This is a genomic window from Nonomuraea indica (assembly GCF_002850745.1).
Lineage (GTDB): Bacteria > Actinomycetota > Actinomycetes > Streptosporangiales > Streptosporangiaceae > Nonomuraea > Nonomuraea indica.
On sequence record NZ_KZ559484.1, the window covers coordinates 52,642 to 78,785 of the forward strand.

Below are 26,144 nucleotides of genomic sequence, written 5' to 3' on the forward strand. Positions count from 1 at the left end.
GGTCCCGTCCGCACTCCGTAAGGAATGGCCGGGCCCGTAACGACCTCGTAAGACCCCGACGGTGCCGGCTGTCCTACGGTCGAGTCATGAAGATCGCCCTGGAGGTGGCATGACACAGCTCGTGACCATCGCCAAGGAGCCGGTGGCCGGCCGGGTCAAGACCCGGCTGACGCCGCCGTTCCGCCCCGCCGAGGCCGCGTTCCTGGCCGAGGCGGCGATCGTGGACACGCTGCGGGCCGTCACCGCCACCCCGGCCGCGCAGCGGGTCCTCGCGCTGGACGGGCTGCCGGGGCGCTGGCTGCCCACCGACATGGTGGTGATCCCCCAGCGCGGCTCCGGCCTGGACGAGCGCCTGGCCGCGGCCTTCGCCGACGCACACCGGCTCCGCCCCGGACCGGTGGTGCTCATCGGCATGGACACCCCTCAGGTGACGCCGGGCCTGCTCCTGCGCGCCGTCGAGGAGCTCGACCGCTGTGACGCCGTGTACGGCCCGGCGGCCGACGGCGGCTTCTGGCTGCTGGGACTGCGCCGGCCCGACCCCGCGCTGCTGCTGGGCGTGCCCATGTCCCGCCCCGACACCGGGCGGGAGCAACTCCGGCGGCTGGCGCGGGCCGGGCTGAGCGTGCGGCACCTGCCGGAACTGACGGACGTGGACACCGCGGCCGACGCCCACCGGGTGGCCGCCGAGGCGCCGGGGTCCCGCTTCGCCGCGGCGCTGCGCGCGGTGACCCGGGTCCCGGCGGAGGCGGCCCTGCGGTGATCGGAGAGCTCTACGCCGACGCCCTCACCGGCACGCCCGTCGAGATCGAGCACGTCGACGGCTCCCGCGCCGTCCTGGAGGCGACCCGGTGGACGCGCCCCATCGACGGCGACGAGTCCCTGCTTCGCCGGTGCGCCGGCGCCACGCTGGACATCGGCTCCGGTCCCGGCCGGCTCACCGTCGCGCTGAACCGGCGGGGCGTCCCGGCGCTGGGCATCGACATCACCCCGCACGCGGTGCGGCTGACCCGCGCGGCAGGCGGCTTCGCGCTGCTGCGCAGCGTCTTCGACGAGGTCCCGGGGAGCGGGTGGTGGGAGACGGCGCTGCTCGCCGACGGCAACATCGGCATCGGCGGGCACCCGGGTGCGCTGCTGCGCAGGGTCAGGGAGCTGGTACGGCCGGGCGGCGAGGTCGTCGCCGAGGTGGAGCGACCGGGCGTGACCAGCCGGGTGAACCGGGTGCGGTTGCGCCGAGGCGGGACCGTGGGCGACTGGTTCGCCTGGGCGGTGGTGTCGGCAGACGACGTCGCGCGGGTCGCCCGGCCCGCGGGGTTCGGCGTGGCCGGTCTCTGGGAGGAGGCGGGCCGCTGGTTCGCCGCCCTGCGCTGACGCCGTGGCGGGAGCGTGCCGCACGGGTCAGCCCAGGGCGCCGATGACGACGGCGCCCGCGCCGGCGGCCAGCACCAGCGGGACGGCCCACCACTTCGGGGCGGGCCCGGCGCGCAGCACCCTGACCCCGTACGGCACGAGCGCGACGCACAGGCCGGCGGTGGCCACGACCGACAGGGGGCCGGTCCCCTTGAGCACCCCGATCGGCAGCGCCGCGGCCAGCCCGAGCGCGACGGCGGGCACCACGCCCATGACCCCGGCCCGCCGGAGGCCGGCGGCGAGCACGATCCACCCCGCGAGCGTCGCGAGGTTCAGCGGCTGGAAGACGTGGAAGGCCCCGTAGCCGCCGGCCACGGCCGCCTGGGCCGGCGCGAGCCCCTGCACGTCCACGAGCTGGAACGCCAGGTGCGAGACGCCCGCGTGGAACACCCGGGCGAACAGGCCGAGCAGCACCATCACCCCGCCCCACCGTACGAGCCGGGAGCCCGGCGCCCGGCGCGCCAGGGCGAGCACGCCCGGCCACAGCAGCGCGCAGCCGGCGGCGAAGCACCCGTACGAGGCGCTCATCAGGCCGGGCTCGGCGGCGAAGGCGGCGAGCTGGCCGGGGAAGAAGTCGTCGTGGCCGGCGCGCAGCAGCACTCCGGCGAGCAGCAGGACGGGTGCGAGCGTCAGGCAGACGCCCTCGGCCCAGCGTCCGGGGAAGTCGGTCATGCCCCGATCCAACCGGCCCCGGCCGGCCGGGGCACTGGGGTGGGGGCGAGGGTCAGGGGTAGAGCTGGGTGGACGGTATGGTCCGACTCATGAGCACTCACTATGACGTCGTCGTTCTCGGTGCGGGGCCGGGAGGCTACACGGCAGCTGTCCGTTCGGCCCAGCTCGGTCTGCGCACCGCGGTCGTCGAGGAGAAATACTGGGGTGGCGTCTGCCTGAACGTGGGCTGCATCCCGTCCAAGGCGCTGCTGCGCAACGCCGAGCTGGCCCACATCTTCCACAAGGAGGCCAAGACCTTCGGCATCAGCGGCGAGGTCTCCTTCGACTACGGCGCCGCCTTCACGCGCAGCCGCAAGGTGGCGGACGGCCGGGTCAAGGGCGTGCACTACCTGATGAAGAAGAACGGCATCACGGAGTACGACGGCCGGGGCGCCTTCCTCGACGCCAACACGCTCCAGGTCAACGGCGAGACCATCACCTTCGACCACTGCATCATCGCCACGGGCGCCACCACCAGGCTCATCCCCGGCACGACGCTGTCGGAGCGGGTGGTGACGTACGAGGAGCAGATCATGACCGATCAGCTCCCCGGCAGCATCATCATCGCGGGCGCGGGCGCCATCGGCGTGGAGTTCGCGTACGTCATGCACAACTACGGCGTCAAGGTCACCATCGTCGAGTTCCTCGACCGCGTGGTGCCTCTGGAGGACGCGGAGGTGTCGGCGGAGCTGGCCAAGCGCTACAAGCGGCTCGGCATCGACATCATGACCTCGACCCGGGTCGACTCCATCGACGACACGGGCTCCTCCGTCAAGGTGACGGTCACGCGTGACGGTCAGCAGCAGGTGCTCGAGGCCGACAAGGTCATGCAGGCGATCGGCTTCCAGCCGCGGGTCGACGGCTACGGCCTGGAGAAGACCGGCGTGGCGCTCACCGACCGGGGCGCCATCGCGATCGACGGCCGGTGCCGGACGAACGTGCCGCACATCTTCGCGATCGGCGACGTCACGGCCAAGCTCATGCTGGCCCACGCCGCCGAGTCCATGGGCATCGTCGCGGCCGAGACCATCGGCGACGCCGAGACCATGGAGCTCGACTACGTGATGATCCCGCGGGCGACCTACTGCCAGCCGCAGGTGGCGAGCTTCGGCTACACCGAGGCGCAGGCGCGCGACCTGGGCTACGACGTGAAGGTGGCCAAGTTCCCGTTCACGGCCAACGGCAAGGCGCACGGCCTGGGCGACGCCAACGGCTTCGTCAAGATCGTGAGTGACGGGAAGTACGGCGAGCTGCTCGGCGCCCACCTCATCGGCCCCGAGGTGACGGAGCTGCTGCCCGAGCTGACCCTCGCCCAGCAGTGGGACCTGACCGTGCACGAGGTGGCGCGCAACGTCCACGCCCACCCCACGCTCGGCGAGGCGGTCAAGGAGGCGATCCACGGCCTGGCCGGACACATGATCAACATGTGACGACCGCCACGGAGGATGATCGGTACGGCGTCGCCGTACCGATCACGGGCGGTTCACGAGAGGTGGAGCCCGACCGCGGCCAGCACCAGCGCCACGGTGCAGGCGAGGGAGCGCAGGTGGTTCCACCGGAGCCAGCGCGGGGAGTAGCCGGCCCAGTCCACGCCGCCCGCTTCGAGCGCGTTGTTGAGCGGCACGTTGACCGCCGCCGTCGGCACGAAGGCGCCGAGGAAGTAGACCACCGCCGCGGCGACGAAGAGAGCGCCGGCGGTCGCGTCTCCGTCGCCCATGAGCAGCAGCACACCGGTGGCCAGTGAGGCGATCGGCGCGAGCAGGTAGGACGACAGGAACCACGGGTTCAGGATCTTGATGTTGACGCCGCGCATGGCGGCGGTCGCCTCGGCGGGGCCCGCGGCGTCGAGGCCCTGGATGACGGCCGTGGAGAAGGCGAAGAAGACGCCCGCCATGAGGCCGTTCGCCAGCACGGCCAGAATCGCGAGAACGGGGAGCATGCCCCGATGATCGCAGCCGGCGCCGGCCGCGCACTACCTGGGAGGTAGTCGCGGCGCCGGCGCCCGCGGGGGCAGGATGCCCGGATGGCGGGTGATGATCTGATCGTGGGTGTGGTGGCCGTCTTCTTCGCGGGGATGGGCGTCTACGGCCTGGTGGCGCCGGCCGCGCTGCTGGCTCCGTTCGGCACCCGGGTGGCCTCGGCGGAGGGGCGCAACGAGGTCAGGGCGGTCTACGGCGGGTTCGGGCTGGCCACGGCGCTGGCGCTGGCCCTGGCGGCGCTGGACGTGGGCACGCTGCGTGACGGCGTGCTGGTCGCGGTGGCGCTCGCGCTGGCGGGCATGGCGGCCGGCCGGGTCGTCTCCATGGTGCTGGAGCGCCCGGCGCGTTTCTATCCCACCGTGCTCTATCTGGTCGTCGAGGCGGGTCTCGCGCTGGCCCTGGTGGCCGTGCGCTGAACCGCCGGTGGGCGAGGCGTGGGGGCCGGATACCACCCCGGCCCCGCCACCGCCCGGCTTAGAAGCTCCGCGAAGAGTCGTCTGCGCCGGTCCGACAATACCCTCCGCTCCAGCTTGATCGCGCACAGTAATCAAAAAGTGATCCCAGAAAACTTCTCGGATTCCGCCTGGCGTCAATGATGCGCTCTGCCCGGATCGAGGCAGTAGAGTGCCGACATCGACAGTCCGTAGTCGGTCAATTACCAACCGTGGCAAATGCGGACACAGTCGATATAGCTCCGCGAAGCAGTCAAAGGGGGACACCCTCCCCTCGTCCGAAAGGGGGACAGAAATGCCGTCCCTGGCCCTTCTGAGCGCCGTATGCGTCATCGTCGCCATTCTCTGGCTCACCTACTACGCGATCAGGCGGCTGTCAGACGTCGCCCCGACGGCCATCGCGGCCGTGATCGCCGCACTGGCGGCGCTGCTGACCGCCGCCGCCGACCTGTTCGGACTCCTGCCCATCTGACCCGCGACCGCATCGCCTCCCTCCGCCCAGAGGCGGGGGGAGGCCCGTGAACGGAGCAGGCGCTAGTGACCGCCGCCCGCCAGGTTCAGGCCGACGACGCCGCAGACGATGAGGGCGATCGACACGATCCGCACCGGCGAGGCCGCCTCGCCGAGCAGCGCCATCCCGAGCACGGCCGTGCCCACCGCGCCGATGCCGGTCCACACCGCGTACGCCGTGCCGACGTCCAGGCTCTTCAGCGCGTACGCGAGCAGGCCGAAGCTCAGCAGCGCGAACGTGACGAACCCCGCGCTCGGCAGCGGCCGGGAGAACCCTTCGCTGAGCTTGAGCGAGTAGGCCATGGCGACCTCGAACAGACCGGCGACGACGACCACGAACCAGGCCATGACGGCTCCTTCCACGATCAGGGAGCGTCGTCTTGGCAGACCGGGTACGGCGCGTCTCGTCCGGGCGGGTCCCGGGGCGGGCCCGCGTTCAGGTCAACGGCTCCCGTTCCGGCCCGATTCCCGCACCGGGCGAGTCGAGGCTGAGCAGGCGGGCCAGCCGGCCGCCCGGCCGGGCCATCAGCTCGGCGTAGCCGCCCTGCTCGGCCACCACGCCCTCCTCCAGCAGCACGATGTGGTCGGCGCGGCGGATCGTGGCGGGGCGGTGGGCGACGACCAGCGTGGCCCGGCGGGCGGCCGCCGCCTCCAGGGCGCGGGCGAGGCGGGCCTCGTTCTCCGGGTCGAGGTTGGCCACCGCCTCGTCCAGGACGAGCACGGGCGGGTCACCGGCCAGCGCCCTGGCGATGGCCACGCGCGCCCGCTGCCCGCCGGACAGGGCGACGCCGCGCTCGCCGGCGGTCGTGGCCGGATCCAGGTCGAGCTGCGCCGTGCGCAGCGCCGCGGTCACGTCGGCACCGGGGGTGCCGAGGCGCACGTTGTCCGCCACCGTGCCGGCGAACAGGTGCACGTCCTGCGGCACCACGCTGACGTGGGCCGGCAGGTCGGCGATGCGGTCCAGCGGGACGCCGCCGACCAGGATGCGCCCGCCGTCGGGGTCCCAGTACCGCAGCAGCAGCGACACGCAGGTCGACTTGCCCGCGCCCGAGGCGCCCACCAGGGCGACCGTCTGGCCGGGCGCCACCGTGAACGACACGCCGCGCAGCACCTCGGGGCCGTCCGGCGTGTAGCGGAAGCGCACGTCCTCGAAGACCACGGCGTACGGCTCGGCCGGCGGCACCGGGTCGCGCGGCGCGGCGACGTTGGCCGGGGCGGTGACGAGAGTGTGCACCCGCCCGGCAGCCGCCCGCAGCGTGCCGACCTCCTTGAGCAGCAGCGCCACCTGCGCGGCCGGGCCGAGCGAACCGGCCGCGACCACCATCGCGAGCGGGCCGTCGGCCACGGCCAGCTCGCCGGAGCGCACCAGCAGGGCCACGACCAGCAGCGTGCCCGCCGCGGCCAGCGCCAGCAGGCCGTCGATCAGCGCCGCCTCGGCCCCGCCGCGCGCCGCCGCGGCGGCCTGGGCGCGGGCCAGGGCGCGCGTCCGCCGGGCCAGCAGCCCCCTGCGCCGGTCGAGCGCGCCGAACGCGGTCAGCTCCCGCAGCCCCTGGACGGTGTCCACGATGTCGGAGGTCAGCTCGGCCGTGGCCGCGCGCAGCTCGTCACCGTGCCGGCGTGACACGCGACGCAGCCACAGCGGCAGCGTGAGCACGCCCAGCGCGACCGGCAGGCAGACGACGAGCAGCCACGGGTGCAGCGCCGCCGCGACGGCCGTGCCCGCGGCCAGCACCACCGAGCCGGTGATGAGCTGGGCGAGTGTGTGGGCGAACAGCCACTCCAGCGTCTCCACGTCCGACAGCAGGGCGGCGGACAGGTCGCCGGTGCGCCGTCCGAGCACCCGGGCCGGGGCGATGCGGGCCACGGCGTCGTACACCTGGCCGCGCAGCCCGGCCAGCACCAGATAGGCCAGGTCGTGCGAGACGTACATCTCCCACCACGTCGCGACGGTCACCACCAGCACCAGCACGCCCAGCACGGCGGCGAGCGGGCCGAGCGGGGTCGGCACGCCGGCGACGACCCGGCCGAGCAGCCAGGCGGAGCCGGCGGCGGCCGCCAGGGTGGCGGTCTGGCCGGCGAGGTTCGCGATCAGCGTGGCGGTGAACGAACGGCGGTGGCCGCCCACGGCCCCCGCCAGCCACCGCATCGGCGAGCGCGCCGCGGCGGCCGCACCCGCGTCCGTGGCACCCGTTCTGTCCGGCGCGGTCATGCCCGCCTCCGTGGCGTCGGTCCTGTCCGGCGCGGTCATGCCCGCCTCCGTGGCGTCGGTGCTGGTCGGCGCGGTCATGCCCGCCTCCGTGGCGTCGGTGCTGGTCGGCGCGGTCATGCCCGCCTCCGTGGCCTGGGTTCTGGTCGGCGTGGGTCCGGTCCGGCGGGTCACGTGCGCACCTCCTGGGCGGAGAGCAGGCGGTGGTAGGCGCCCGCGGCGGCGGTCAGCGTCGCGTGGTCGCCGCTCTCGATCACCGCGCCGCCGTCCAGCACGACGATGCGGCGCACGTCCCTGACCACGGCCAGGCGGTGGGCGACGAGCAGGCAGGTACGGCCGCGCCGCAGCCTGGCCAGTGCCTCCTCGGTGCGCGGATCGACGTGGGAGGTGGCCTCGTCCAGGAGCAGCACGGGCGCGTCGGCCAGCAGGGCGCGGGCGATGGCCAGCCGTTGCCGCTGCCCGCCGGACAGGGTCGCGCCGCGCTCGCCGAGCGGGGTGGCGTACCCCTGCGGGAGCGCGGCGACGAAGTCGTGGGCGTGCGCGAGCCGCGCGGCGCGCTCCAGGTCGGCGTCGGAGGCGTCCGGGCGGGCCAGCCGCAGGTTGTCGGCCACGGTGCCGTGGAACAGGTAGGTGTCCTGGGCCACCACGGCGATGCCGGCGCGCAGCGTGGCCAGCGTCAGCTCGCCCAGCGGCCGGCCGCCGACGCTGATGACGCCCGCGTCCGGGTCGTGGTGGCGCTGGAGCAGCGCGGCCAGCGTGGACTTGCCCGCGCCGGACGGGCCCACCACCGCGACGGTCTCCCCGGCCGGGACGGTGAAGGAGACGTTCCGTACGGCCGGCCGCCCGGCGCCCGGGTAGGTGAAGGTCACCCCGTCGAACCTGATCTCGGGCCGGGCCGGGAACGCGGTGCCCGTGCCCCCGTCGCGCACCGCCGGCCGCGCCGACAGCAGTTCCTCCAGTCCGTCGGCGGCCGTGAGGCCCAGGTACCCGGCGTGCCACGAGTCCGACAGGCCGCGTACCGGACGGAAGCACTCGACGGCCACCACCAGCACCGCGAAGGCGCTCCACGCGTCGCCCGGCGCCGCGGCGACGGCCAGGACCGCCCCGGCGGTGCCCGCCTGGACGAAGAAGGCGCTGACCCCGCTCTCCACCAGCGAGATCCTGAGCTGGCCCATCGTCGTCAGGTAGAGCTCGCGGGCGCGGGTGGCCAGCTTCGCGCCGACCCTGCCGACCGCGCCGAAGGCGCGCAGCGTGGCCATGCCCTGCAGCGCCTCCAGGTAGTCGGCGGCCAGTTCGGCGAAGGCCGCCCACCGGGCCCGGCCCCTGCGCAGCAGGGTGGCGTCCCAGAATCTCGGCACGACGAGCACGCCGCCGACCGCCGCCGCGAGCACGGCGGCCGCGGGGGCGTGCACGGTGAACAGCCAGCCGACCAGCGCCAGGGGCACGCAGCAGGTCACGACCACCTGGGGCAGGTAGCGGCTGAAGTAGGCGTCCAGGCCCTCGACGCCGTCCACGAGCGTGGTCTGCACGCGGCCCGTCCGCGCGCCGGTCAGGTGGGCGGGCCCGAGCGCGCCGAGCCTGGCCACCAGCCGGTCGCGCAGCCGGGCCCGGATCAGCGCGCCCGCCCACGCGGCCACGCTCTCCCGGGCCCACAGCAGCAGCCCGCGCGCCGCGATGACGGCGAACGCCCAGGCCAGCAGGACGACCGCGGCGTCGTACCGGCCGGCGGCCAGCTCGCTCAGGGCGGCGGCGAGGAGCAACGCCTGGGACACGTAGGCGGCGGAGACGGCGAGGCCGACTCCGGCGCAGGCGGCGACGGGTGTCCGGACGTCGCCGGCGAGTTGGAGCAGCCGCCGGTGGACCATCATCGGCGGCGGCCTTTCCCTGGGACGGACTTTGCACACACAGCGATGAATGGTAATCATTATCGGAACCATTTTCACCCTATTGGGGAGGATTGACGGTGATTCGTACCGGTGTGGCTGTGATGTTGCTGTTCACGGCCACATTGACCGCCTGCGGGCGGCAGGACGCCCCCGCGAGCACCCCCCGGCCGGCCACGCCGGCCGCCGCGGCCACGGCCACGGCCACGGCCACGACCCCCGTCACGGCGGTCCCGCCGTCGCTCACCGTCACCGACGCCTCGGGCAAGACGCTCACCCTGCCCGAGGCCCCCCGGCGGATCGTCTGCCTGACCGGGATCTGCGACGACATGCTGGTGGAGCTGGGCCTGACGCCCGCCGCGACGGCCACGCCGAAGCTGCTGTCGCGGCCCGACTACCTCGGCGCCGCGGCGGCCCGGGTGCCGGTGATCCCCGGCGGGTTCGGCGCCGAGGACGTCGCCGCCATCGCCAGGGCCGAACCCGACCTCGTGATCGGCCTGGCGGGAGTGCACGACCAGCTGCGGGCGGCGGTGGAGAAGTTCGCGCCCCTGTGGGTGGTGAAGGTCGGCGACCACGAGGACTCGGTCGCCCACCTGCGCACCCTCGCCGCGCTCACCGGTCGCGGAGCCCAGCAGGCCGAGGCCGAGACCCGCTTCCGCGCCAAGGTCGCCGAGGGCCTGGCCACCGCGCGGGCGAAGGGGCTCGACCGGGTGACCGCGCTCGCCATGTACGGCGGCTCGTCCGTGGGCGTCAACACCACCGACGACGTGCTGGGCGGATTCCTGTCCAGGTTCTTCGCCTACCCCTGGCCCAGCAAGGGCGGCGGTTTCGAGACCGCGCAGGCCTACAGCGTCGAGGAGATCCTGGCCAAGGCCCCGCAAGTGATCTTCGTGCAGTCGTTCGCGTTCGGCGGCGGCAAGCCCGTGACCGAGACCTACCGGGACAACCCCGTGTGGAAGCGCATCCCGGCCGTCGCCGGCGGCAAGGTGTTCGAGGTACGGCCCGAGCTGTGGGCCTCGGGCCGGGGCACCCGGGCGTTCGGCATCATCCTCGACGAGGCGATCGCGAAGGCCGCGGGGTGACCGGCGCCCGCCTGGCGGCACGCGGCCGTTCCCCGGCGTCCGCCGTGCTGGGCGGGGTGCTGGCCGTGCTCGTCACGGCGGGGCTGTGCCTCGGCACGCCGCCCGTCGCGCCGCAGCACCTGCCCGCCGTGTTCGCCGATCCGGCGTCGCTGGAGTACGTCGTGCTCTGGGAGCTGCGCCTGCCCCGGGTGCTCGTCGGCCTGCTCGGCGGCGCCGCCGTGGGCGTGGCCGGGCTGCTGCTGCAGGAGTCGCTGCGCAACCCGCTGGCCGTGCCGGAGCTGACGGGCGTGTCCGCCGGGGCGGCCCTGGCGGTGGTGGCGTGCGTGGTGTGGACGCTACCGGTGCCCGTCGCGCTGTACCCGGTCGCCGGGCTCGCCGGAGCGGTGGCCGGCGGCGCGGTCACGCTGGCCGTGGCGGGCACGGCGCGCAGCGCGCAGGGCGTGCTGCTGGTCGGGGCGGCGGTCTCGACCGGGATCCAGGCGCTCATGCTGGCGGTGCTCGCCACGGCCGACCGGCTCCAGTACGACCTGCTGTTCCGCTATCTCGTCGGCAGCCTGAACGGCCTCATGTGGGAGCAGGCCGGCCGGGCCCTCCCCTGGTTCGCCGTCGCGGCCCCCCTCGTCCTGGCCTGCGTGCCCGCCCTGAACCTGCTGCGGCTGGGCGACGAGGCGGCGGCCGCCCTCGGCGGCCGGGTCCGGGCCGCCCGGCTCGGCGTGCTCGCCGTCGCCGCGCTGCTCGTCGGCTCCGTGGCCGGGCCGTGCGGCCCCGTGGCCTGGGTGGGCTTCGTCGCGCCGCTGCTGGCCAGGAGGATCCGTCCGTACGGCGGGGCGCGCACGTGGCTGCCCTGGACGGCGGCGCTGGGCGCGGCGGTCACGGTGGCGGCCGACCTGGTCGCGCGGCTGGCGTTCGCCCCGGTCGAGACCCCGCTGGGCGCCTGGACGGCACTCTCCGGCGTCCTCATCGGCGCCGCCCTGCTCCGCCACCGGAGTCCGTCGTGACCGCCACGAGACCGGACGACGACGTGAGCCCGGACGACCACCTGAGGCCGGACGATGACGTGAGACCGAGTGACGACCTGCCGCCTGACGGCGTGAGACCGGGGCGGGGCATGAGGCAGGGCCGAGGTGCGGGGCAGCGGCGGGCCGCCAGGCCGGGTGGGGGGCTCGCGAGGCGGGGGGCGCTGGGCGTCGCGGTCCTCGTGGTCCTCGTGGTGGCGGCCGTGGCGCACCTGCTCTCCCCTGGCGTCTCGCCCGGCACGCTGGCCGGCGTGCTCGACGGCGCGCCGCACGGGCTGCCGGAACGGATCGTCTGGGAGCTCGGCCTGCCGCGCCTGCTGACCGCCGCGCTCACCGGCGCGGCGCTGGCCGTGGCGGGGCTGGTGCTGCAGGGCGCGCTGCGCAACCCGCTGGCGGCCCCCGAGTTCACCGGGGTGAACCCCGGCGCTGTGCTCGGGGTGCTCGCCGGCGTCGCCTCCGGCGTCTTCCCCGCCGACTCCCCGACGGGGACGCTGGCCGCCGCCGTGCTGGGCGGAGCCGTGGGCGGCGCGCTGAGCTGGCTCTTCACGGCACGTGGCGGGCCCGAACGGCTCATCGCGGGCGGCCTGCTGTGCTCGGCCGTGCTCGCCGGGCTCAGCACCATGCTGCTCGCCTACCAGCCCGCCCGGTTCGGCAACGCGCTGCGCTGGCTCGTCGGTTCGGCCGAGGGCCGGGTCTGGGACCATCTCGGCGTCGTCAGCTGGTGGATCGTCGCCTGGATCGCCGTCCTGTGGGCGTGCTCGCCGGCGCTGGCCGTGCTCGCCGGCGGCGACGACCACGCCGCCTCGCTGGGGCTGCCCCCGCACGCGGCGCGGGCGGTGGCGTCGGCCGGCGCGGTCGCGCTGACGGCGGGCGCGGCCGGCCTCGCCGGCGCGGTCGCGTTCGTCGGGCTGGCCGTGCCGCACGCCGCCCGGTGGCTGGCCCGGGGTGAGCCCCGGGCCGGTGTGCCCGCCGCCGCGCTGGCCGGTGCGGTCGCCCTGACCTGTGCCGACGCCCTCGCCCAGCTCCTCACCCGGCTCGTCGCCGGTGGGGCGCTGGCCCAGCGTGTCGGCGTGCCGACCGGCGTGGTCACCGCTCTGACCGGCGCCGCCGTCCTCATCGCACTCGTCCGCAGGGAAAGGACCACATGACCGCCATCGAGGCCCGCGGCCTGACGTTCTCCTACGGCGGCGATCCGGTGCTCTCGGGGGTGGACCTGACGGTCTCGTCCGGGGAGTTCGTCGCCCTCGTCGGGGTGAACGGCTGCGGCAAGAGCACCCTGCTCAGGATGTTCGCCGGGCTGCTGCGGCCCACCACCGGCACCGTCCTGCTCGACGGCGTCCCGCTGACCGGGTTCTCCCGCCGCGAGGTGGCCCGCCGGGTCGCCGTCCTGCACCAGACCCTGCCTCCGGTGCCCGGCCTGACCGTACGCCAGCTCGTCCGGCAGGGCCGCTACCCCACCCGCGGCGCCCTCGGCATGCTGTGCGAGCCCGACGCCGGCCACCACGCCGACCAGGCTCTCGACCTCACCGGTGTCGCCCATCTGGCCGACCGCGTCCTGGACACCCTGTCCGGCGGGGAGCGCCAGCGCGTCCGGCTCGCCCTGGCCGTCGCGCAACGGGCCCCCGTCCTGCTGCTCGACGAGCTGACCGCCCACCTCGACATCCGCCACCAGCTGGAGGTCCTCGGGCTGGTCCGCGAGCTGCGCGCCACCCGTGGCCTGACCGTCGTCGCCGTCCTGCACGAGATCGACCACGCCGCTCGCTTCGCCGAACGGGTCGTCGCCCTGCACGGGGGCCGGGTGCACGCCGACGGGCCGCCCGGCCGGGTCATCACGCCGGAGCTGCTCGCCGAGGTGTTCGGCGTGGCGGGGCGGGTGGTCGTGGACGAGCTGCACGGCACGCCGCGTTGCCTCCCCGACCACCCCTTGGCGCCGGGCCCCGCGCACGGGACCCGCGTACCCGCCCCCACCGAGTAACCCGGCCAGGCCGGTCAGGAGCCGGTGGCCGAGGAGCCGGTGGCCGAGGAGTCGACGACCGAGGAGTCGACGGCCGAGAAGTCGAGGCGGCTCAGGCGCTCGGGATCGGCCAGCACGTCGATGGCGACGATCCGCCCGCCGGTGACGGTGAAGGCCATGACGGACAGCGGCCGGCCCTGCGCCGCGACGACCACCCCGGCGGCGCCGTTGACCAGCGCCGGCCGTACGAACGGGGCGAACCGCCCGAACGTGACCGCCTGGCCGGCCACGGCACGCGCGCCCGTGACCACGAGCGTGTGGCGGGCCCGCGTGACGCCGCCGTCGGACCGCAGCACGACCTCGGGGTGGAGCACGGCGACGAGCCCCTCGAAGTCGCCGTCCCGGGCGGCGGCGAAGAATGCGTCCACGACGCTGCGCTGGCGGGCCAGGTCGGGGTCGGGAACGGGGGCCTGGTCGCGTACCCGGCGGCGGGCCCGGCTGGCGAGCTGCCGCGTGGCCGCGGGCGTCCGGTCGATCATCGGCGCGATGTCCTCGAACGGCACGGCGAACATGTCGTGCAGCACGAACGCGAGCCGCTCGGCCGGTGACAGCGTCTCCAGCACCACCAGCAGCGCCAGCCCGACCGCGTCGGACAGCACCGCCTCGTGCTCGGGGTCCGCCCCCGACTCGGGCCCGATGACCGGGTCGGGCATGTACGCCGCGAACGGTTCCTCGCGCCGCTGCTCACGCGAGCGCAACATGTTCAGGCACACCCGGGCCACCACCGTGGTCAGCCACGCGCCGAGGCTCACCACCTCGCCGGTGTCGGCCCGGTTGAGCCGTATCCACGCCTCCTGGACGGCGTCGTCGGCCTCGCTCACCGAGCCCAGCATGCGGTAGGCGACCGCCCGCAGGCGACTCCGGTGCTCCTCGAACCGCGTCGCCAGGTCCTCGCGTTCGTCCACCGTGTCACATTCCTTCCTCGCCGCGGGTCACAGCAGCAGACCCAGGACAACCATCGGAGCGGCGCCCTGACGTCCACCATTCTGGTCACCGGCGGCACCGGCACTCTCGGGCGCCTGGTCGTTCCGCTCCTGCGGGACGCCGGCGCCAGGGCGCGGGTGCTCAGCCGCGGCACCGCCGCGCCCGGCGACGCCATCGAGCACCTGACCGGCGACCTGCTCGGGACGAGGTGCGGATGCCGGGCAGGGCCGGCCGCACCTGCCGGGCAGGCGAGAACCTCTGCCGGGCGGGCGAGAACCTGACGCTCGACGGGGCCGACCTGGGCACGCGCACGTGGGAGGAGTTCCTGGCGGAGCGCATCGGGTCAGGGTGATCGACGCCCCCGAGCGCGATCACGCCGCCGAACCGGTGTCCCCGCGTGTCAGGCGACCTTCGCGGAGCTCGCCGTCCAGGTGTTGCAGGTCCCGGGGTTGCCGGACTCGTAACCCTGCTTGATCCAGTGCAGGCGGTTGGCGGGCTTGCCGTTCCACTTGAAGCCGGAGTACTCGCGCGGCTCCATGCCCGCGACGAACGCCCTGAAGTCGCCGACCCTGCGGCCCAGACTCTTGGCCGAAACCCCGGCGAGGCAGTCCTTCTGCAGGTAGAAGCGGTGCGTCTGCTCCCACATCTCGGCCCCGTAGGTCTTCTCGCTCAGCTCCCACCAGGCCTCGCCGATGCCGGTCTGCCCCTGGACGACGCCGCTCCACGCCCGGGTGACCGCGGCGAACACCTTCATGTCGTCCTTGGCCCTGATCCAGTCGGCCGCCACCCGTACCTCGATGACCGTGTCGCAGATCTCGGCGAACGAGCCGGCGATGTCCATGCCGGTGGAGCAGGACTGCTGGACGTCCTTGAACTCGACCTTGACCGGCTGGAAGTCCTTGATCCTCGATTTCCAGCCGGTGTTCAGGCAACCGACGAGCTTCTCCACGTACGTCCGCGTCGAGTCCGCGCTCGTCCCCTTGGCCGGCTTGCAGGTGACCTTGGGCAACGCGCCCTTCGTGTAGAGCTCGTTGTGGGTCAGCTCGGGCACGTCCTTGACGGGGTAGGCGTGGGCCGTTCCGGATAACAGGACGAGACCGGCAGCGGCCATGCCCATCAGACGAATGATCATGGACCCGAACAATAGCGGTCATCGCGCACAGCTCGGTCGATCATGGGATGGCGCGGCTCATCTGCTGCCGGCCAACTCGGCGTCGGGGGCGGCGTCCGAGGCCTTCCGGCCGGTGGCGAGGGTGAGGAGCAGCGAAGCCGCCGTCAGCGCCACACCGAACCAGACGGCACTCGTGACACCCAGATGATCGGCGAACAGCCCGCCGAAGAGCGCGCCGAGCGCGATGGACGTGTTGTATCCCAAGGTGTTGATGGACATGGCGGCTTCGAAGGTGTCGGGTGCGGCGGCGAGCGTCATGTTGATCTGGCACAGGTTCGCCGCGCCGAAGGAAACGCCCCAGAGGGCCAGGGAGACGATCGAACCGGCCTGCGAGTGACCGATCGTGAGCAGCAGCACCAACGACACCACGAGTCCCGCGCAGGCGACGACGAAGCTGCCCCGCAGACTCTTGTTCACCGTGTACCCGGCGATGAAGTTGCCGGCGGCGCCTCCGACGCCATAAATGATCAGCAACGCGGCGACGAAGGCGGGCGTGGCGGACGCGTTGTCCTCCATGAAGGGGCGGACAAAGGTGTACGCCCCGAAATGGCCGAGCACGTACAGGATGACGGCGAACATCACCGAACGCAGCCGGACGTTCCTGAACGGGAGCCCGAAGACCTCCCGGACCGGAACCGCGTTCTCCGACGGCAGCGACGGAATGACGGCGGCGACGGCGAGGAGCACCAGCACACCGAGGCCGCTCCAGATGAGGAACGTGGTCCGCCAGTCGGTGAGGCTTTCGAGGAAGGTTCCCAGCGGTATGCCCACCACCGTGGCGATCGAGATGCCGGACAGCGCGACCGCGGCCGCCCTGCTCGCGTGGCGTCGCGGAACGAGGCGCATCGCCATGCCCACGCCGATGGCCCAGAACACCCCGTTGGCGAATCCCATGATGAGCCGCGCCGCCAGGACCAGCGGATAGCTGGGCGAGACGGCGGTGACCAGGTTTCCCAGAACCAGCACCGCGAGCAGGGCCGACAGCAGCACACGCCGGTTGACGCGCCTGGTCCAGGCCACGATGAACGGGACGCCCAGCCCGGCCGAGACGCCGTACAGGGTGACCATGAGCCCGGCGACTCCCACCGACACCTGCAGGCTTGCGCCTACGGGCGTGAGCAGGCCGACGGGCATCAACTCGGTGGTGACGAAGATGAACAGGCTCGCGGTGATCACGGCAACGCCCAGCCATGACCGCAGGGCCGAGTGTGGGTGTCTATCGGGTGTGGTCACTTCTTCTCTCCGACTGTTTCGCGGATGAACGGAAAGAGCGGCGGCCCTGGGACGCCCGCCGCGCTCGTCGGGCCGGTCGGGGCTGCCCGGTCAGCACGGCAGCGATGATCAATAGCCCCTGTCGCCAGCCGCCTCTGGGTCACTCTCATCAACAATCTCAACGTTGAGATAAGACCACAGAGATCAGTTCAACGTCAAGTAAATGAGTGTTGAGATACTTTGCGGTGAGAGAGTCCCGGTCATCACCGCCGGACGGACCGGTCTTCCTGCCGGCGGCACCGGCCGGCCCTCGCTACGCCGCTCTGCCGACCGGATACCCTCGCTACGCCGCTCTGCCGGCCGGATAGACGAGGATGAGGTCCACCCCTGGGCGCGTATACAGGCGCAGCCGGTAGCGGCCGGGGCCACGGCGGGCGAGATCGGGGAAGCGCACCCTGCTCGCCGACAGCGTCTGCATGCGCAGGTGACCCGACTCGCTGACGATGTCGGCCTCGACCACCTTGTCCCAGCCCTTGCGTCGCAGGGGTGGCGGGGCCGAGCTCAGGGCCTTCGCCGTGACACAGGTCGCCCAGTCCTGGGCCGGCGTGAAGATCAGGGCCAGCGAGCCCCTGGTCGCCAACGTCTCGGGCGGATCCCCAGTCCAGAGCGCTCCCGAATCATCCTCGGTATCCGCTTTCGGGTCGTAGATGCCGTACGGCTGGGCGTCCCAGTCGTAGTAGGACGCGGTCGCCTGGAACCTGGTGCGCAGCGCGGGCCATGGGTCGCGGCACAGGGCGTCCTCCTTGCGGGCCTCGCGCGCCAGCTCTTCGCGCTGGACGTTCTCCTTCTCCGCCTGTTGCCGCTCCATCTGGGCGGACGACAGCATCAGATCGGGATGTCTCCGCGCGACCACCTCCGGGCAGAGCAGCGCGAGCAGCGCAGGCCGGGCCTTGACCGGCTCCCCTGCCGCGAACCTCGCGCACGCGCCTCTGCCCATGCCGAGAAGCTCCTGGTCCGAGACATCCCGGTCAGGCTTGCGCACGCTGCACAGGTAGGCCCGATCTCGCTCGTGGGCCGGGATGTCCGCGACGCGTGGCGGCTCCCACCGTCCCTGGCATTCCATGGGCCCATCGCTCCGCCAGGTGTAGGAGAGACGTGGACCGCCCTCGGGCCCGACGACCATCAGCAAGGGGAGCACGGCCACAGCCATGACCGCTGTCGGCACTCGCAGAGGCGCCTTCGGGCTCGGCTCACGGTTCAGCTCGTGCGCCGTCCGCGCCAGCCAGACGATGGAGAGCACGTCCATCGCCTCGGCGATCGACTCGATCGTGCCGCCCCTCGTCAAGCTGTCCACGAGCTCCACCAGGAAGCCGCTCGCGAACGTGCCCAGACCGATGAGGAGCGTCACCCGGCTCCAGCGCCCGTCGCGCCGCTGGGCGAGCAGGAGCATCACCGTCATGACGAACGTGGCCAGCGCCGCGGCCATGACAGTCACCTGGTAGGCCGGGCTCACGAAGAGCCGCGGCTCCGCCGCGGCGTCCGCCAGGCCGTACGTGAGCGATCTGGCCGGTTCCACCAGTCCGAGCAGGAGCAGCACCAGCCGGAAGGGCCGGCCTGACCCGCTGAGGACCACCACGAGCAGCACGAGCGCGGGCACCCACAGCGTCAGCCCGATGATCGTCTCGACCGGGCCCGGGAGGAAGGAGGGGATCAGCAGCCACACCGCGTTGGCGTACAGCAACAACCGTAGCCACGCGGCCGCCCCCCACGTCGAGGCGGCCTTGAGCGCGGGCCCGCGCAGGACCTGCCACAGCGTCCACGACTTCACCAGCCCGAGCAGCAGCAGTCCGCCCAGTACCGGCACCGGCGGAGAGTTCCCGACGATCTCGTCGGGCGGGTACCACATGGTGACCACCCATGCGGGTGTCGCGGTGCCGATCGCCAGGCTCAGGATGACCGAACCGACGGTGAGGGCCAGGAAGGCGGAAGCCGCCAAGCGGTAGAAGGGCACAGTGAGGCTCGATCGTAGTACGACCGAGTCATGTCTCGTTGACGTCCAGTGGACGAAGGGCAGAAGGCGGCACCGCGGTCGACCGGAGCGGCGCCGTGCGGCTCAGACCTCCGGAAGGGAGGGATCGGGCTCCCAGGGCTGGGGTGCGGTGATGGACCAGCGTTCGTGGTCGCGCCAGGCCCCGTCGATGTACAGGTAGGCGGGCGACAGCCCCTCGTAACGGAAGCCCAGGCGCTGGGCCAGGGCCAGGGACGCCTTGTTCGCCGGCTGGATGTTGGCCTCCAGCCGGTGGAGTCGCAGGTCGGTGAAGGCATGCCGCAGGATGACGGTGAGTCCCTCGGTCATGTAACCCTGCCCTGCCGACGGGGCGAAGGCCGCGTAGCCGAGGGACGCGCCCTGGTAGCGGCCCCGGATGATCGAGTTGATGTTGACCATGCCGGCGGCTGCGCCGGTCTCCCGGACCCGGATCAGGAAACCCAGGTTGGTGCCGTCGTCGAAACGACGCATCCAGGCCTGGAACTCCTGCGCGGTCGCGGGCAACTGCATCCACGGCAGGTGCAGCCCGGTGCTGGCCCGCACGAGGGAGCAGAACTCGTCCTGGTCGGAGAGGGTGAGCGGGCACAGTTCGACCCGTGACGGCATTTCAGACATGGACCAACGTTAGGGCTTTTCGCGAGCGGCGGATCGCCCGAGTGTTCCCGCCCAGAGCCGGCCGGCCCTTGTGCCGGCCGAGCGACCTGCCGGCTTGGCGGGCGACCCGCTCGTGACGGTGTGAGCCGTCAGGCCCGGCGGGTGGACGAGGCTCAGGAGGACGCCGGTCTGGGCGGGCGACAGCGGCATGCCGCTGATCAGCTCTGTCATGGATGTCACCGGTCCAGCCTCACGGAGTTCGCGACGCTGGGTCCAACACCGGAAACGCCGGGATCAACGCGAATCTGTTGTTAATGTGGGCCGGTGGACCTGCATCCCCGGCTGCTCAGGGTGTTCGTCACCGTCGCCGAGGAGCTGCACTTCGGTCGCGCCGCCGCCCGCCTGTACGTGGCCCAGCAGGCGCTCAGCCGCGACGTGCGGCGGCTGGAGGCACAGCTCGGGACGGCGCTGTTCACCAGGTCCACCCGGCGCGTGGAGCTGACCCCAGCGGGAACCCGGCTGCTGTCCGGGGCCAGGCGGCTGCTCGCGCTGCACGACGAGCTGGTCGCGGAGTTCTCCGGCAGCCGGGGGCCGCTGCTCGTGGACGTCAACATGCAGGGGCACGAGGTGCCGCAACCGCTGGCCAGGGCCAGGGAGCTGGCGCCGGGCATGGAGATGCTCGCTCGCTTCCACGGCGGGCTGGCCGCCGGGGTCGCCGCCATGCGGGAGGGGCGTCTCGACGTGTCGTTCGGCCGGATCGCCGGACTGCCCGCCCACGTACGCAAAGGGCTGGCCCAGGTGCCCGTGCGGCTGGATCCGCTCGCCGTGCTGGTGCCCGAGGACCATCCCCTGGCCGCGCTGGAGGAGGTGCCGCTCGGCACGCTGGCCGGCTTCCCACTGGATGCCCTGGCGGGCAACCCCGCCACCACCGAGTGGACCGACCTGGGCGAGCGCCTGGCAGAGGAGTTCGGGCTCAGCCTGGCCGCGCCGCACGCGCCGCCGGTCGGACCCCACGAGATGGGCCTCTACCTGCAACGACACCGGGAGCCCGTGCTGGCCACGGTGAAGGTCGGCGGGGTCCCCGGCGCCGTGGTGCGCCCACTGGTCGATCCCGTGCCGCTCACCCTCGAGAACCTCGTCTTCCCCGAGGCCCTGCGGCATCCGGGTCTGGACGCGCTGCTGCGGGCCGTGACGGAGTTCCAGAGGTCGGAGCGCTGGCTGCACCGGCCGCCGCGCTCCTGGCTGCCCGAGGCCGACGCGGCCGTGCTGATGCGCTCGGGACACGCTGTGGATGCGTTCCCCCCTCGACGAGAAGCGCCGGGCTGACGTGATCACCTCGCGCCGCGAAGCGCCCCAGGGCTCCTGGAGCGCTTCGCCTCACCTCTAGTAGAGCCACTTCTCGCCATGGCGGTGCCGCGTGGGCTCCGGTTCCTCGCCTCGCAGCAGGATCAGGCGGACGCGTCGCCGGGCCTTCCTCTCGGCGATGTTCGTGTCCCTCCCGATGCCCTCATAGGAACCGCCCACGTCATGCCGGTAGCGGCGGCCGTCCTGTTCCTGGATTCGTAGCGGCATCGTCTTGTCGGTCCGGCTCACGGAACGAATCTTGCACCCCTTCGGCGGTCCTGACACAGCGGATATCAGCGTCGATCACGCAACACAGCCCTGACGAACTCGTGGACCGTGCGCGTGAACAGCTCGGGCTGCTCGAGGTTCCAGATGTGACCGGCGTTCGGGATCACCCGGTGTTCGGCGCCGTGAATGCCGGCGGCGATCTCCTCGGCATGCGGCAGGTTGGCCTTGTCCTTGGCTCCATTGAGCACGAGGGCCGGGATCCTGATCTCGCCGAGCCTGTCGCGCAGATCGAGCCGGCCCAGCTCAGCCAGTCCCGCGAGGATGGTGGCCTTCCCCGCGTGGCGAAGGTCCCGGGCGGCTTGGTCCAGGTGTTCGGCCTTGCCTCCGGCGTACATGCCCTTGAGGATGCTCACGATCATCCCCTCCGGCATCAGGCGCAGCATGAGGCGTTGCACAGCGTCTCCGCGCCCGCCGCGTGCCGCGCCTCCGGACAGGACCAAACTGGCGACCCGAGCCGGCTCGGCCAGCGCGACCAGCAGTGCCACGCTGACCGAACCGGAGACGGCCACGAGGTGGACGGGCTCGGCCTCGCCGAGGATCATCGCACGCGTCGACGCGACGGCCCGTTCCAGCGAGAACGGTCCCGGCGTCGCGCCGTGACCGGGCAGGTCAGGAGCCAGCACCCGATGTTCGTCTCTCAACCGGAGGACCTGCGGCTGCCAGGCGCGCCCGCTGGATCCGAACGCGTGCATGAAGACGATGACCGCCATATCGCGGCTCCTTCCCTGTTACGTGGTGGGCCTGCCCTCGTCGAGGAGCGCGCGTGCCCCGCGAGTCCGGTCTCAAGGCGGGCAGGCCACACCGGGGTCAGCGGCTGTAGGCCGCGGCGAGCTGTCCGACGAGGGTGGCGAACGGCATGTCGAGGTCGCCGTACACCTCGCCGGCGATCGGGTGCGCGTTGTCTGCGAGGATCTCCACGGCGAGGCTGGCGTAGTCGCTCACGATCACACCCGCCTGCTGCAGCCGGAGGAGCCCGGTCTCCCGCTTGGTCCGGGAGAAGGTGCCACAGGCGTCGACGGCCACGTAGGCGTCATAGCCTGCCGCGGTCGAGGAGATCGCGGGGAACGCGGCACACACCTCGAGCGAGACGCCCGCGATGAGGAGCTTGCTGCGTCCGGTCGCCTCGACGGCGTCGCGTACCCGGTCGTCATGCCAGGCGTTCACCGAGCTCCGGTCGATCACCTTCAGCTCCTCCGGGAGTACGGCCCGCAGTTCGGGGATGAGTGGTCCCCACATGCTGTCAGCGGCCGTGGTGGTGACGACGATCGGCAGCTTCAGGCGCACCGCGGCCTTGGCCAGGCTTGTGACGTTGTGCTTCAGCTCGCTCACGGTGATGTCGCGCACCCCGGTGAACAGCCCGATCTGGTGGTCCACCAGCAGCAGGGCGGCGTTGCCGGCGGTCAAGGGGGTGTGGAATCGGTCCTGCATGTCGGTCTCTCTCTGCTGAAAGTCATGGTCGGTGACGCGCATCCAGCCTCGATGCACCGGCCTGCCGGAACAATCGCGATTTGGCACACTATTGGTGAGCAATCTTCACCAATGGGGGCGCAGGCAGTTGGACGAGCAGGAGATCGAGACCTTTCTGACCCTCGCCGAAGAGCTGCATTTCCGTCGTACGGCAGAGCGTCTCGGCCTGTCGCAGGGCCGAACCAGCCAGATCATCAAGAAGCTGGAACGCCGCATCGGCACTCCATTGTTCGAGCGCACCAGCCGGCGGGTCAGTCTGACTCCGATCGGGCGCCAGCTCCGCGACGGGATCGAGCCGGCCCACCGGCAGATCCAGCGCGAGATCGCCAAAGCCTCAGCCGCCGGGCGCGGCATCCGCGGGGGGTTGCGCCTCGGCTTCTTCGGCCCGGCGACCGCGCACCTGCTCAGCCAGATCATCGACGAGTTCCACGCTCGTCATCCTGACTGCGAGGCCCAGCTCACCCTGGAGACGCAGATCGACGACCATCTGGCGCCGCTGCGCGACGAGAGCGTCGACCTGCTGGCCACCCTCCTGCCGGTGAACGAGCCTGATCTCACCGTCGGCCCCGTACTGCTGCGCGAAAGCTACGTGCTGGCCGTCTCCTCCCGCCACCCCTTCGCGCGGCGCGAAACGGTCGTCCTCGACGACCTGGCCAGGGATACGGTGCTGACCGTCGACGGCGCCCCCGAGTACTGGCTCGACCGGCACATCCCGCCGCGGACCAGCGCCGGCGAACCCATCCGCCGCGGACCGTCGGTGACAACATTCCAGGCGGCACTCGCCCTGGTCGCGGCGGGCAAGGCCATGGTCCCGCTCACCTGCCAGGCCACCCGCTACTACGCCCGGCCGGACATCGCCTACATCCCCATCACGGACGCCCCGGAGGCCGCCTACGGCCTGGTCTGGAAGACCGCCAGGGAGAACGCCAGAATCCGCGCCTTCGCCGGCCTCGTCCCCAACACGTGAGCCCGGGACCCGGGCTGGCGCGTGGCGAAGTGGGCGATCGTCACGGCCCTGACCACTTCGAGGCGAACTGCAGGATGACCCGCGACGACAACCCCCTACGGTGCACTTCGGGCATCCGGGGTCGAACCGCCGACCTTCCGCTTTTTCAGGTGTGGCGATCAACCTGCTCACGGGCACGGACCTTGGGGTACGTGGGCGCTCGTGTCGCAGTTCGTACGGGACCGGTAGTCAGCGTTACCCTCACAGAACCCGGGATGCCCGGGGGCAGGGACCCGACGGAGGAGGCCCGCGGCAGGCGATCGCCCTGGCCACGTACGGCAGACACCGAAGTCGGCGATCGTCACGGCCTCTGCAGAACACTTCATTACGAGCTTGGCTGTGGGGCCTGGTGATCCAGTTCCTACAGCCGTCCCGTGCCGTCCACGCAGCACGTGGAAGCCGCCTCTTCGCAGGCAGGCTGTTCAACGAAGGTCGGGGACGCGTTCGCCGTTCTTCGCAGGGCTCCGGTCTGGCGATGAAGCCGGCCACGCGACGTCGTCGATCGCGAGCCACGGCGCGGCGGCCACGGCCGCGGGCGTGAGCCCGGCGAACGTCCTGACCTCACGGTGAAGGTGCGACTGGTCGACGTAGCCGCTCTCGGTGGCGACGCTGGCGGCGGCGTGACCTGCCGCGAGAAGATGGGCAGCGTGGTCGAAGCGCACCAGTTGGGCGGCGCGTTTGGGCGTGATGCCGAGCTGGGATCGGAAGCGGGACCACAGGCGTTTGCGGCTCCAGCCGACCTCGTCCGCCAGGCCGTCGACTCGCACCCGCCCCCGGCTGGCGAGCGTCCGCCGCCAGGTGTAGGCGACTTCCGGATGAACCGGCGGGCGGGCGCGCAGCCGTCGGCCGAGGATATCCGCCACGATCGCGAACCGTTCGTCCCACGACGCGGCGGCGCGCAGCTTGTCCTCGGCTTGCTCGGCGTCGCGGCCCCAGACACCCTCAAGGGCTACCACCGTCCCGGTGAGCTCGATCGATGCGTCGAACACCGCGGCCGCCGCCACCGGGTCGAACCGGATCTGGAGGCACTGCCCGACCCCTCGGCCGGTTGCTCGAAGATCGCCTGGGAGGAGCCCCACGACGACACTGCCGCGCTCGCGTCGGCCGTGGATGTGGTGGACGATGCCTTCTCCGTCGCTCAGATCGACGAGCAAGGTGACGGACGGGTGCGCGACCATGGCGATGTCGACGAGTGCGGGGGCTCGGTGATGGAACCCGGCCATGCTGATCCCCGGCAGCCGACCTGATGGGCGCGGGACGGCGACCTCCACCCCCGCCCAGTCGGGTGGTGCCCCTGTCGACCGCACATGACCAGTTTAGGCGTCAGAGATCGCGGGCGGGTGTCAGTGGCCCGTTGCCGTGAAGCCCAGCAGCAGTTTGCTGGTCGTCTCGGGGGCTTCGAGCATGGGTAGGTGCCCGACGCCGGGCAGCAGCTCGACCTGGGAGTTGGGCACCGCGTCGTACTGGTGCGCAGACGACGGCTCCCAGCGGGGGTCGGCGGCGCCGAAGATCACCATGACCGGCACCTGGAGGGCGGCCAGACGCTCGGGTACGCTTCGCTCGGCGATGTACGCGGTGTTTCGGCGCAGCACCGTCCTGAACGTGCGGTAGGAGGTCCCTCGCAGTTCGGCGACCATGTCGTCCGGGACCTTCACCGGGCGAGCGGCCGTCGCGCTGAGCCCCCTGCGGATCATCGCGTCCGAACGCCTCGGCCACAACAGCGGGCCGAGAGGCGGGCCCAACAGGACCCGGAGGATGAACGGCTGCGGAAGCAGCGCATCCGGACTCGGGCCGGTGCTGATCAGCACGAGCGACCTCACCAGGTCGGGGCGCTGTTCGGCCAGCGCGGTGGCGACGTAGCCGCCGCTGGAGTGCCCCACCGCGGCGACGGGACCGAGGCCGAGGTCGTCGAGCACCGCCGCCACCCGGGCCGCCTGGTCGGGCACCTCGTGCGACGACGCGGGCGGGGACTGGCCGCAGCCTGGGAGGTCGACCCGGACGAGGTGATGGTGGCCGGCGAGTTCCGGGACCATCGGGCTCCAAGAGGCGCCCGAGGCCCCCGATCCGTGGATGAGCAGCAGTGGCGGCGCCTGTCGCGGGCCGTCGTGGACCACGTGCATCCGATGCGAGCGCTCAAACTCGTACGTACTCATGCAGGGGACTATGCACGGACGCTCGACCATCAGTCTTGGACAAATGTTCCCGCGGGCTCACGACCGACGGACCGCGCTCTGCGACCACTCGAAAGCCGTATCCATCTACGTAGTCCTGCCCGACGGACGCCACGCCACCATCGTCGCGGCCTCGGAGGGCCACGTTGTCATCGGCTGGATGAGGACGACAGCGCCTTTTCCAGCATGGGGCACGATCGATCAGCCAGCACCGCGTGCCCGCGGGCAAGCAAGAGCGACACTTGCCATGCTCACGATCGTGCGCCTGTCCCTACAGGGTTTCGGTCCCCAACGTGCTCGATCCCGGTGACGTTTCATGCTCATGCCGAGCGTCGGGTAACAAGTACGGAAACCGCACGACGACATTGCCGTCAGCAGAGACACAAACGCCCCGGAGCGATCTTCGCTTCGGGGCATTTTTGCTGGTCATATGAGGTGGTCAGGGGCGGGGTCGAACCGCCGACCTTCCGCTTTTCAGGCGGACGCTCGTACCAACTGAGCTACCTGACCCAGAGCGGTCCTGACGGGACTTGAACCCGCGACCTCCACCTTGACAGGGTGGCGAGCACTCCAAACTGCTCTACAGGACCTTGCGTTGTCTTTCCTTGCCTTGCGACTCGTTTAGCTTACCAGTCTTTCGGAGGTCTTCGACCATCCGTT

General features: G+C 72.2%; 27 protein-coding genes, 2 tRNA genes and 1 riboswitch. Of the genes, 12 read left to right on the top strand and 17 right to left on the bottom strand.

Annotated elements, in window-relative coordinates; genetic code table 11:
• The first annotated feature begins 109 nt into the window (after window positions 1-109).
• Both CXR44_RS33005 and CXR44_RS33010 read left to right on the top strand, forming a co-directional pair.
• A complete protein-coding gene (locus tag CXR44_RS33005) occupies window positions 110-760 on the top strand; it encodes a TIGR04282 family arsenosugar biosynthesis glycosyltransferase (RefSeq protein WP_101790075.1) in 651 nt (216 codons plus the stop codon).
• On the top strand, window positions 757-1,368 hold the full coding sequence (locus tag CXR44_RS33010) for a class I SAM-dependent methyltransferase (RefSeq protein ID WP_101790076.1): 612 nt from the start codon (window positions 757-759) through the stop codon (window positions 1,366-1,368). Before CXR44_RS33005 ends, CXR44_RS33010 begins: the two co-directional genes overlap by 4 nt.
• A 27-nt stretch (window positions 1,369-1,395) precedes the next feature.
• Here CXR44_RS33010 and CXR44_RS33015 read toward each other — a convergent pair whose 3' ends face one another.
• Window positions 1,396-2,079 (bottom strand): hypothetical protein, encoded by a 684-nt coding sequence (locus tag CXR44_RS33015; protein ID WP_101790077.1) that lies wholly within the window; start codon window positions 2,077-2,079, stop codon window positions 1,396-1,398.
• A gap of 89 nt (window positions 2,080-2,168) precedes the next feature.
• On the opposite strand from CXR44_RS33015, the gene lpdA reads away from it, so the two are divergent.
• Window positions 2,169-3,548 carry a dihydrolipoyl dehydrogenase gene (gene lpdA / locus CXR44_RS33020; RefSeq protein ID WP_101790078.1) on the top strand — a complete coding sequence of 460 codons (1,380 nt, stop codon included), beginning with the start codon at window positions 2,169-2,171 and terminating at the stop codon, window positions 3,546-3,548.
• A 53-nt stretch (window positions 3,549-3,601) separates the two neighbouring features.
• Here the strand turns inward: lpdA and CXR44_RS33025 are convergent, their stop codons facing one another.
• Window positions 3,602-4,057 (bottom strand): anthrone oxygenase family protein, encoded by a 456-nt coding sequence (locus CXR44_RS33025; RefSeq protein WP_101790079.1) that lies wholly within the window; start codon window positions 4,055-4,057, stop codon window positions 3,602-3,604.
• Between the two features lie 84 nt (window positions 4,058-4,141).
• Here CXR44_RS33025 and CXR44_RS33030 point away from each other — a divergent pair, with 84 nt between their 5' ends.
• Together CXR44_RS33030 and CXR44_RS39805 are read left to right on the top strand one after the other, a co-directional pair.
• Window positions 4,142-4,513, top strand: a complete 372-nt coding sequence (locus CXR44_RS33030; protein WP_101790080.1) for a DUF4345 family protein — start codon at window positions 4,142-4,144, stop codon at window positions 4,511-4,513.
• A gap of 331 nt (window positions 4,514-4,844) precedes the next feature.
• Entirely contained in the window at window positions 4,845-5,021 is a 177-nt protein-coding gene (locus CXR44_RS39805; protein ID WP_180903821.1) for a hypothetical protein, read from the top strand.
• 62 nt (window positions 5,022-5,083) lie between these two features.
• On the opposite strand, the gene sugE is transcribed toward CXR44_RS39805, so the two are convergent.
• The 3 genes from sugE to CXR44_RS33045 all read right to left on the bottom strand — a co-directional run bounded on the left by sugE (window position 5,084) and on the right by CXR44_RS33045 (window position 9,133).
• The gene (gene sugE, locus CXR44_RS33035; RefSeq protein WP_101790081.1) at window positions 5,084-5,407 is read right to left on the bottom strand and encodes a quaternary ammonium compound efflux SMR transporter SugE; all 324 of its coding nucleotides are present in this window, start codon (window positions 5,405-5,407) and stop codon (window positions 5,084-5,086) included.
• A gap of 21 nt (window positions 5,408-5,428) precedes the next feature.
• A riboswitch (guanidine-III (ykkC-III) riboswitch) is annotated at window positions 5,429-5,495 on the bottom strand.
• On the bottom strand, window positions 5,496-7,385 hold the full coding sequence (locus CXR44_RS33040) for an ABC transporter ATP-binding protein (RefSeq protein ID WP_144070175.1): 1,890 nt from the start codon (window positions 7,383-7,385) through the stop codon (window positions 5,496-5,498). It abuts the riboswitch before it with no gap.
• Window positions 7,386-7,435: 50 nt separating this feature from the next.
• Window positions 7,436-9,133: an ABC transporter ATP-binding protein/permease gene (locus CXR44_RS33045; protein WP_101790083.1), complete on the bottom strand. Its 1,698-nt coding sequence runs from the start codon at window positions 9,131-9,133 to the stop codon at window positions 7,436-7,438.
• A gap of 119 nt (window positions 9,134-9,252) precedes the next feature.
• On the opposite strand from CXR44_RS33045, the gene CXR44_RS33050 reads away from it, so the two are divergent.
• The 4 genes from CXR44_RS33050 to CXR44_RS33065 all read left to right on the top strand — a co-directional run bounded on the left by CXR44_RS33050 (window position 9,253) and on the right by CXR44_RS33065 (window position 13,221).
• On the top strand, window positions 9,253-10,230 hold the full coding sequence (locus CXR44_RS33050; RefSeq protein WP_101790084.1) for an ABC transporter substrate-binding protein: 978 nt from the start codon (window positions 9,253-9,255) through the stop codon (window positions 10,228-10,230).
• Window positions 10,227-11,228 carry a FecCD family ABC transporter permease gene (locus tag CXR44_RS33055; protein WP_219602112.1) on the top strand — a complete coding sequence of 334 codons (1,002 nt, stop codon included), beginning with the start codon at window positions 10,227-10,229 and terminating at the stop codon, window positions 11,226-11,228. Before CXR44_RS33050 ends, CXR44_RS33055 begins: the two co-directional genes overlap by 4 nt.
• Before the next feature lie 110 nt (window positions 11,229-11,338).
• Window positions 11,339-12,394, top strand: a complete 1,056-nt coding sequence (locus CXR44_RS33060) for a FecCD family ABC transporter permease (RefSeq protein ID WP_101790121.1) — start codon at window positions 11,339-11,341, stop codon at window positions 12,392-12,394.
• On the top strand, window positions 12,391-13,221 hold the full coding sequence (locus CXR44_RS33065; RefSeq protein ID WP_101790085.1) for an ABC transporter ATP-binding protein: 831 nt from the start codon (window positions 12,391-12,393) through the stop codon (window positions 13,219-13,221). The genes CXR44_RS33060 and CXR44_RS33065 overlap by 4 nt, the downstream gene beginning before the upstream one ends.
• A gap of 14 nt (window positions 13,222-13,235) precedes the next feature.
• Here the strand turns inward: CXR44_RS33065 and sigJ are convergent, their stop codons facing one another.
• A complete protein-coding gene (gene sigJ, locus CXR44_RS33070) occupies window positions 13,236-14,165 on the bottom strand; it encodes an RNA polymerase sigma factor SigJ (RefSeq protein ID WP_101790086.1) in 930 nt (309 codons plus the stop codon).
• Between the two features lie 233 nt (window positions 14,166-14,398).
• Here sigJ and CXR44_RS39810 point away from each other — a divergent pair, with 233 nt between their 5' ends.
• Complete coding sequence (locus CXR44_RS39810) at window positions 14,399-14,536, top strand: hypothetical protein (protein ID WP_180903823.1); 138 nt, start codon at window positions 14,399-14,401, stop codon at window positions 14,534-14,536.
• A gap of 48 nt (window positions 14,537-14,584) precedes the next feature.
• Here CXR44_RS39810 and CXR44_RS33080 read toward each other — a convergent pair whose 3' ends face one another.
• The 4 genes from CXR44_RS33080 to CXR44_RS33095 all read right to left on the bottom strand — a co-directional run bounded on the left by CXR44_RS33080 (window position 14,585) and on the right by CXR44_RS33095 (window position 19,229).
• Complete coding sequence (locus CXR44_RS33080; protein ID WP_144070177.1) at window positions 14,585-15,316, bottom strand: neutral zinc metallopeptidase; 732 nt, start codon at window positions 15,314-15,316, stop codon at window positions 14,585-14,587.
• 57 nt (window positions 15,317-15,373) lie between these two features.
• Complete coding sequence (locus CXR44_RS33085) at window positions 15,374-16,531, bottom strand: MFS transporter (protein WP_245899715.1); 1,158 nt, start codon at window positions 16,529-16,531, stop codon at window positions 15,374-15,376.
• Between the two features lie 379 nt (window positions 16,532-16,910).
• Window positions 16,911-18,563, bottom strand: coding sequence for a hypothetical protein (locus tag CXR44_RS33090; protein WP_144070178.1), 1,653 nt, complete (start codon window positions 18,561-18,563; stop codon window positions 16,911-16,913).
• 117 nt (window positions 18,564-18,680) lie between these two features.
• On the bottom strand, window positions 18,681-19,229 hold the full coding sequence (locus CXR44_RS33095; protein WP_101790090.1) for a GNAT family N-acetyltransferase: 549 nt from the start codon (window positions 19,227-19,229) through the stop codon (window positions 18,681-18,683).
• Window positions 19,230-19,532: 303 nt separating this feature from the next.
• On the opposite strand from CXR44_RS33095, the gene CXR44_RS41850 reads away from it, so the two are divergent.
• Window positions 19,533-20,534 carry a LysR family transcriptional regulator gene (locus CXR44_RS41850; RefSeq protein ID WP_101790091.1) on the top strand — a complete coding sequence of 334 codons (1,002 nt, stop codon included), beginning with the start codon at window positions 19,533-19,535 and terminating at the stop codon, window positions 20,532-20,534.
• Window positions 20,535-20,591: 57 nt separating this feature from the next.
• Here the strand turns inward: CXR44_RS41850 and CXR44_RS33105 are convergent, their stop codons facing one another.
• The 3 genes from CXR44_RS33105 to CXR44_RS33115 form a co-directional block, all read right to left on the bottom strand.
• The gene (locus CXR44_RS33105; protein WP_101790092.1) at window positions 20,592-20,801 is read right to left on the bottom strand and encodes a hypothetical protein; all 210 of its coding nucleotides are present in this window, start codon (window positions 20,799-20,801) and stop codon (window positions 20,592-20,594) included.
• 44 nt (window positions 20,802-20,845) lie between these two features.
• Window positions 20,846-21,550 (bottom strand): alpha/beta fold hydrolase, encoded by a 705-nt coding sequence (locus tag CXR44_RS33110; protein ID WP_101790093.1) that lies wholly within the window; start codon window positions 21,548-21,550, stop codon window positions 20,846-20,848.
• Window positions 21,551-21,647: 97 nt separating this feature from the next.
• Window positions 21,648-22,268 (bottom strand): isochorismatase family protein, encoded by a 621-nt coding sequence (locus CXR44_RS33115; RefSeq protein ID WP_101790122.1) that lies wholly within the window; start codon window positions 22,266-22,268, stop codon window positions 21,648-21,650.
• Between the two features lie 31 nt (window positions 22,269-22,299).
• Between CXR44_RS33115 and CXR44_RS33120 the strand changes: the two genes are divergently transcribed.
• Window positions 22,300-23,274 (top strand): LysR family transcriptional regulator, encoded by a 975-nt coding sequence (locus tag CXR44_RS33120; RefSeq protein WP_245899717.1) that lies wholly within the window; start codon window positions 22,300-22,302, stop codon window positions 23,272-23,274.
• A 461-nt stretch (window positions 23,275-23,735) separates the two neighbouring features.
• Here CXR44_RS33120 and CXR44_RS33125 read toward each other — a convergent pair whose 3' ends face one another.
• From CXR44_RS33125 to CXR44_RS33140, 4 genes are all read right to left on the bottom strand, one after another.
• Entirely contained in the window at window positions 23,736-24,536 is an 801-nt protein-coding gene (locus CXR44_RS33125; protein ID WP_219602113.1) for a helix-turn-helix domain-containing protein, read from the bottom strand.
• A gap of 120 nt (window positions 24,537-24,656) precedes the next feature.
• Entirely contained in the window at window positions 24,657-25,346 is a 690-nt protein-coding gene (locus CXR44_RS33130; RefSeq protein WP_245899719.1) for an alpha/beta fold hydrolase, read from the bottom strand.
• A gap of 574 nt (window positions 25,347-25,920) precedes the next feature.
• Window positions 25,921-25,994: transfer RNA gene (locus CXR44_RS33135), tRNA-Phe, on the bottom strand.
• Window positions 25,995-25,999: 5 nt separating this feature from the next.
• Window positions 26,000-26,074: transfer RNA gene (locus CXR44_RS33140), tRNA-Asp, on the bottom strand.
• Between the last annotated feature and the right edge of the window lie 70 nt (window positions 26,075-26,144).